Raw genomic sequence first — 6,227 nt, forward strand, 5'->3', positions numbered from 1 at the left:
ATGAATGCACATTCAACCTCTGATACGTCAGAGGCTTATATTGCTTTAGGGGCTAATTTAGGCGATCGGGAGCAGACGCTTATGTCTGCAATAAGGATGCTGGACAAGCAAGATGATATTAAGGTTACTGCTTGTTCTGATTTATACGAAACAGATCCAGTAGGTTATACTGATCAGCCTGCATTTATTAATATGGCCATTTCCGTCAATACAACACTATCTCCTCAGGAACTGCTGGGTCGTATGCTTGAGATCGAGAATCAGCTAGGGCGTGTTCGTCATATCAGATGGGGTCCAAGAACCGTGGATCTCGACTTGCTATGGTATGAAGGAGTAGAGATGAATACAGAAAAGCTTATTCTTCCGCATCCAAGAATGCAGGAGAGAGCTTTCGTGTTAGTTCCATTATCCGATGTTGTCCGTGAAAAATCAGACAACATTTCTTATTTTGTACAAACAGCTTTAGAGAGCCTGGATGAAAGGGATGGAATACGGCGGTGGAAAACATGCAACTGGCCAGACGAATCCGCGCTTTCCGGAAATTGAAAGGTGTAACTCAGCAGTCTCTAGCAGAGCAAACAGGCATATCTCTCGCTATGCTCGGTATGATTGAACGGGGAACTCGTGTCCCAACAGAGGAGCAGCTTGTTAGAATCGCAGATGTTCTTGCTATTTCCCTGTCGGAGTTTAAATAGGAGACGCAGTGGGTTGTTTTTTTGAAAAAGTAATTTGAACGTTTAGATGTGATAGATATAAATGATTTAAAGATTAATAAAGATTTTAAAAGGAGTGATACGAAATCCTATGCTTAAGATCGCTGATATTGAAATGAAGAATCAGGTCGTTGTTGCTCCGATGGCAGGAGTAAGTAATCCGGCTTTTCGCCTCATTGCTAAAGAATTTGGCGCTGGGTTAGTCTGCGCTGAAATGGTCAGCGATAAAGGAATTCTAAATGGTAATAAACGGACGCGAGAAATGCTATTTGTAGATGAACGGGAAAAGCCGCTTAGTCTGCAAATCGTTGGCGGTAACAGAGAAACTTTGGTTGCTGCTGCGAAGGTTGTTGACCAAGAAACGAATGCAGATATTATTGATATTAACATGGGCTGTCCTGCCCCCAAAATTAACAAAAGCGATGCGGGAGCACGTTGGCTTTTAGATCCAAATAAAATATATGAGATGGTATCTGCTGTAGTGGATGCTGTGTCCAAACCAGTTACTGTAAAAATGCGTATCGGCTGGGATCATGATCATATCTATGCTGTCGAAAACGCACGTGCAGTGGAAAGTGCTGGGGGTAAAGCAATAGCTCTTCACGGTAGAACAAGAGAGCAATTGTATACTGGCCGGGCAGACTGGGATATTATAAAGGAAGTTAAGGATTCGGTTTCCATTCCGATTATTGGGAACGGCGATATTTCTTCACCAGAAGAAGCAAAACGAAGACTCGAAGAATCTGGAGTAGACGGAGTTATGATCGGCCGCGCTGCTCTTGGTAATCCATGGATGCTATATAGAACCATTGAATACCTTGAGAAGGGTGTGTTACCACCAGACCCGTCACCGGAAGAAAAAATGCGTATTGCCATACTGCACATGGATCGATTAATTGACCTGAAAGGGGAAAATGTAGCAGTACGTGAAATGCGTAAGCATCTATCTTGGTATCTGAAAGGACTCAAAGGTTCTGCGCGAATTAAAGATGCCATTATGGAAGGAACCAAGCGTGACGAGATGGTTGATATACTGACGAATTATTTGGAAAACTTGCCTCGAAACGAGTCGAATATAGAAACAGACAGCCAAGAAATTGATCAAGAGTCAATAAATACGGACTGTGCTTGCTAAGGCTATAGGAGAGAACATTGACTTTTCAATATCGTTAACCTATAATTTTTTGGTATAAATTCGGCAAGATGGTTTTATGTTCAAGGACACCTGAGAGAACGAATTGTTCTGTTTTTTTAAGATTAGCATATCGTTTTTTAAATGAATTTTTGAATTAGTTCCATATTATTCCCATGACAGGAGAATCGGTTAACATGAGCGATAAAGAAGTCATTCTTACCCAAGAGGGGCTCAAGAAGCTTGAGGACGAACTCGAGAACTTGAAGTCTGTAAAACGCCGTGAAGTTGCAGAACGGATTAAGGTAGCCATTGGTTATGGTGATATTAGTGAGAACTCGGAGTATGAAGATGCGAAGAATGAGCAAGCTTTTATTGAAGGGCGTGTACTTACTCTCGAGAAAATGCTTCGCAATGCGCGTATCATCAACAGCGACGAGGTCGGCACAGACATCGTAGGAATTGGTGCAACCGTTACAGTTGAAGATATGGAGTTCGGCGATGTGGTTGAATACACGATCGTTGGATCTGCAGAATCCAATCCGCTTCAAAATAAAATTTCAAATGAAAGCCCTGTTGGTAAAGCTATTATTGGCAAAGCCAAAGGAACTGTTGTTGATGTAAGTGTTCCTGCAGGTGTTATCCAGTACAAAATTGTAGATATCAAGAAGTAATCATACAAAAGGATCGGGATATGAAGAGAGCTTCCCTAGGGGAAGCTTTTTTTCAATCAGCTTGTTTCTTGAAGGCGTCGTACCTTAGTTTCTTACGATCGTCTTTTATCGGTATAACATGCCTTGTATCTTTTAAGATTGCTGTATTGTATAGATATCTGCATTAGAAGATACATAATAATTAAGGAGTTGAAGAAGGCAAATGACGGATGAAGTAGTAGGTACAGAACAAGAGCTTAGTGAGCTTTTACAGATCAGACGGGCAAAATTAGATGAGCTTCGAGCTCTTGGTATTGATCCTTTCGGTAAAAAGTACGAACGTACGGATGAAGCCGGTAATATTTTGAAACAATATAATGACCTGACCAAAGAAGAAATTGAAGAAAAGAACGTTGAAGTAAGCATTGCTGGGCGTATTATGGCGAAACGCGGTATGGGTAAAGCAAGTTTTGCTCATATTCAGGACCTAAGCGGACGTATTCAAATTTATGTTCGTAAAGATACCGTTGCTGAAGCGCAGTACGATGCATTTACCCTGCTTGATCTTGGGGATATCATCGGTGTGAAAGGTACGGTTTTCAAAACCAAAACTGGGGAGACTTCAATTAAAGTTACTGAGCTTGAAGTGCTTTCAAAATCGTTGTACCCATTGCCTGATAAATACCAAGGTCTAAAAGACGTAGAACTGCGTTACCGTCAGCGCTATGTGGATCTGATTATGAGCTCTGAAGTACAACAAACGTTTATTTCTCGCTCTAAAATTATTCAGTCCATGCGTCGTTACCTCGATGGCTTAGGCTACTTGGAAGTAGAGACACCAACACTGCATTCCATTGCAGGTGGCGCGGCAGCACGTCCATTTATTACGCATCATAATGCGCTGGATATGGAACTATATATGCGTATCGCAATTGAATTGCACTTGAAACGTCTAATTGTAGGCGGCCTGGAGAAAGTGTACGAAATTGGACGTGTATATCGAAATGAAGGGATCTCAACCCGTCATAACCCTGAGTTCACTATGATTGAATTGTATGAAGCATACGCAGACTATAAAGATATTATGGAACTCACAGAGAATATGGTTGCTCATATTGCGCAAGAAGTTCTTGGAACAACGAAGATTGATTATCAAGGTCATGAAGTTGACCTTACACCTTCTTGGCGCCGTGTATCCATGGTGGATGCGGTTAAAGAAGTGAAAGGTGTAGATTTTGGCGTCGAAATGACAAATGAAGAAGCACACCGTTTGGCTAAGGAACATAATGTACCTGTTGAAAAACATATGACATTTGGACATATCCTTAATGCATTCTTTGAAGAGTTTGTTGAGGAAACCCTGATTCAGCCAACTTTCGTATATGGTCACCCTGTTGAAATTTCTCCGCTTGCGAAAAAGAATGAAGAAGATCCAAGATTTACGGATCGTTTTGAACTTTTCATCGTAGGACGCGAACATGCCAATGCATTTAGTGAGCTGAATGATCCGATCGATCAGCGTCAGCGTTTCGAAGCACAGTTACTAGAAAAAGAACATGGTAACGATGAAGCGCATGAGATGGATGATGACTTCATTCGTGCACTTGAATATGGTATGCCGCCTACAGGTGGTCTTGGAATTGGTGTAGACCGTCTTGTGATGTTGCTTACGAATTCTCCATCGATTCGTGACGTGCTTCTTTTCCCTCATATGCGTCACCGTGCGTTGGACTAAGAAGGACAAGCATTTCGCATAAACAAGTTTACAATAGAATCTAGACATAGAGAGGAACAGCTGAGCAGATGATGCTTGAGGTTGTTCCTCTTTTAAAATGTACTGATTGGCAAGGGGTATGAAGAAAGGCGAGATGTAATGAAGAGACGTGTAGGTTTCACCAAAAAACTGGCCACTCCGCCATTTATATTAGTTGCAGGTATCTTGCTGATCATCGCGGTAGGTACAGTGTTGTTAATGCTGCCTATCTCCAACCAGAGCGGACACTCTCTTCGATTCATGGATGCGTTATTTACGGCGACTTCCGCGGCTTGCGTTACAGGTCTGATCGTGGTGGATGTGGAAACTACGTTTACCCTTTTTGGTGAAATTGTGATTATGATCCTCATGCAGCTAGGCGGTCTTGGTTTCATGACGATTGCGACCTTGATCGCATTATTGTTCGGAAGGAAACTTTCCCTGAAAGACCGGCTTATCTTAAAAGAAGCGATTAATTCCGATACTATGGAAGGAGTCGTTCGGATCATTCGGAAGGTTCTGATCTTTTCTTTTACCATTGAAGGGATCGCAGCAATTATTTTTACAGCTAGATGGTCAGTGGATATGCCTTTCCTCAAGGCGCTGTATTATGGTATTTTCCATTCCGTGTCTTTGTTTAACAATGGTGGCTTTGATCTGTTCGGCAATAGCTTCCAATATTACACGGGTGATTGGTTGTTCAATACGATCGCGAGCATACTGGTTATATCGGGGGGCCTGGGGTTTGTTGTGCTCAACGATTTATTCGAATTTCCTAAAAAGCGAAGACTATCTCTTCATTCAAACATGGTGCTGTCCGTATCCGGCGTATTAATTGCCATTGGTGCAATCGTACTGTTTGTTTTTGAATTTACAAATACGAAAACGTTAGGCTCGCTTGATTTGTCTCATAAGCTCTATGCGTCCTTCTTCCAGTCTGTATCTACCCGTTCATCGGGGACAAGTACAATAGATATAACAGAACTGCGTTCTGCGACACAATTCTTTTTCATCTTGCTTATGTTTATCGGGGCTTCTCCTGGTTCAACAGGAGGAGGTATTAAAACAACCACGTTTCTCATCATGATAGGTGCTCTGTACGCAATGGTCAGAGGACGAAAAGATATTGTATTTTTCCGGCATCGTGTACCCCAAGGGCTTCTCATGCGGGCTATGACCATTATCATTATCACATTGGGTATATTTATGGTCATTAATATGCTGCTGCTTACAACAGAGGACGCTCCTTTTCTAACAATACTGTTTGAGACAGCATCTGCTGTAGGGACGGTAGGGCTTTCTGTGGGATTAACACCGGAACTGACTGAATGGGGTAAACTCATTATTACGGTCACGATGTTTATCGGTCGTATTGGTCCGCTTACCATTGCTTATGCGATCAGACCAAAACAAACGAAGAATCTATATCGCCATCCGGAGGGACGAATCATCATCGGATAATGGCAGTATATAAAGAGAGTAAATGAAGAAGAGGGGCTCTGGTTTAATTAGCAGGGCCTCTTTTATTATTATTAATTGCGCTCTTAAACTTTTTTCAAAAAATACTTGCATAATTTTTATCAGCATGGTATATTCTAATTCCGGCCAAGAAGTTAGCCAGTAAGCAACACACTGAATAACCAAGCAACTTAAGGAAGTTAAAAACTTCTGAAAAAAAGCTTGACACTCTGAACCGGACATGATATGATATAAAAGTTGCTGACGACGAGAGTTGTTAGCGAGATTGATCTTTGAAAACTGAACAACGAGGAGTTTTACGTAAGTGAAACTCGTGAGTGAATTAATACAAATTCAATTTGTTGGTCATAACAAATTGAATAGAGAACGATAAGTTCTCGTCAGCATTTTCTAAATGAGCTTATCGCTCTTTTCAATAACTTTATTGGAGAGTTTGATCCTGGCTCAGGACGAACGCTGGCGGCGTGCCTAATACATGCAAGTCGAGCGGACTTGAT

6 protein-coding genes and 1 rRNA gene are annotated in these 6,227 nt (G+C 41.7%); all 7 read left to right on the forward strand.

Annotation, left to right across the window (positions count from 1 at the left end; genetic code table 11):
- Window positions 1-546 carry a 2-amino-4-hydroxy-6-hydroxymethyldihydropteridine diphosphokinase gene (folK, locus tag PV403_RS21100; RefSeq protein WP_332085918.1) on the forward strand — a complete coding sequence of 182 codons (546 nt, stop codon included), beginning with the start codon at window positions 1-3 and terminating at the stop codon, window positions 544-546.
- Entirely contained in the window at window positions 498-695 is a 198-nt protein-coding gene (locus PV403_RS21105; protein ID WP_213535573.1) for a helix-turn-helix domain-containing protein, read from the forward strand. The genes folK and PV403_RS21105 overlap by 49 nt, the downstream gene beginning before the upstream one ends.
- A gap of 109 nt (window positions 696-804) precedes the next feature.
- Window positions 805-1,848, forward strand: coding sequence for a tRNA dihydrouridine synthase DusB (gene dusB, locus PV403_RS21110; protein WP_213535574.1), 1,044 nt, complete (start codon window positions 805-807; stop codon window positions 1,846-1,848).
- Between the two features lie 194 nt (window positions 1,849-2,042).
- Window positions 2,043-2,519 carry a transcription elongation factor GreA gene (greA, locus tag PV403_RS21115; protein WP_191804446.1) on the forward strand — a complete coding sequence of 159 codons (477 nt, stop codon included), beginning with the start codon at window positions 2,043-2,045 and terminating at the stop codon, window positions 2,517-2,519.
- A 202-nt stretch (window positions 2,520-2,721) separates the two neighbouring features.
- The gene (lysS, locus tag PV403_RS21120; protein ID WP_160036643.1) at window positions 2,722-4,233 is read left to right on the forward strand and encodes a lysine--tRNA ligase; all 1,512 of its coding nucleotides are present in this window, start codon (window positions 2,722-2,724) and stop codon (window positions 4,231-4,233) included.
- 138 nt (window positions 4,234-4,371) lie between these two features.
- A complete protein-coding gene (locus PV403_RS21125) occupies window positions 4,372-5,712 on the forward strand; it encodes a TrkH family potassium uptake protein (RefSeq protein ID WP_332085919.1) in 1,341 nt (446 codons plus the stop codon).
- Window positions 5,713-6,151: 439 nt separating this feature from the next.
- A 16S ribosomal RNA gene (locus PV403_RS21130) occupies window positions 6,152-6,227 on the forward strand; the annotation flags it as partial.

It is taken from the genome of Paenibacillus sp. GYB006, assembly GCF_036577645.1.
In the GTDB taxonomy this organism is placed as follows: Bacteria; Bacillota; Bacilli; order Paenibacillales; family Paenibacillaceae; genus Paenibacillus.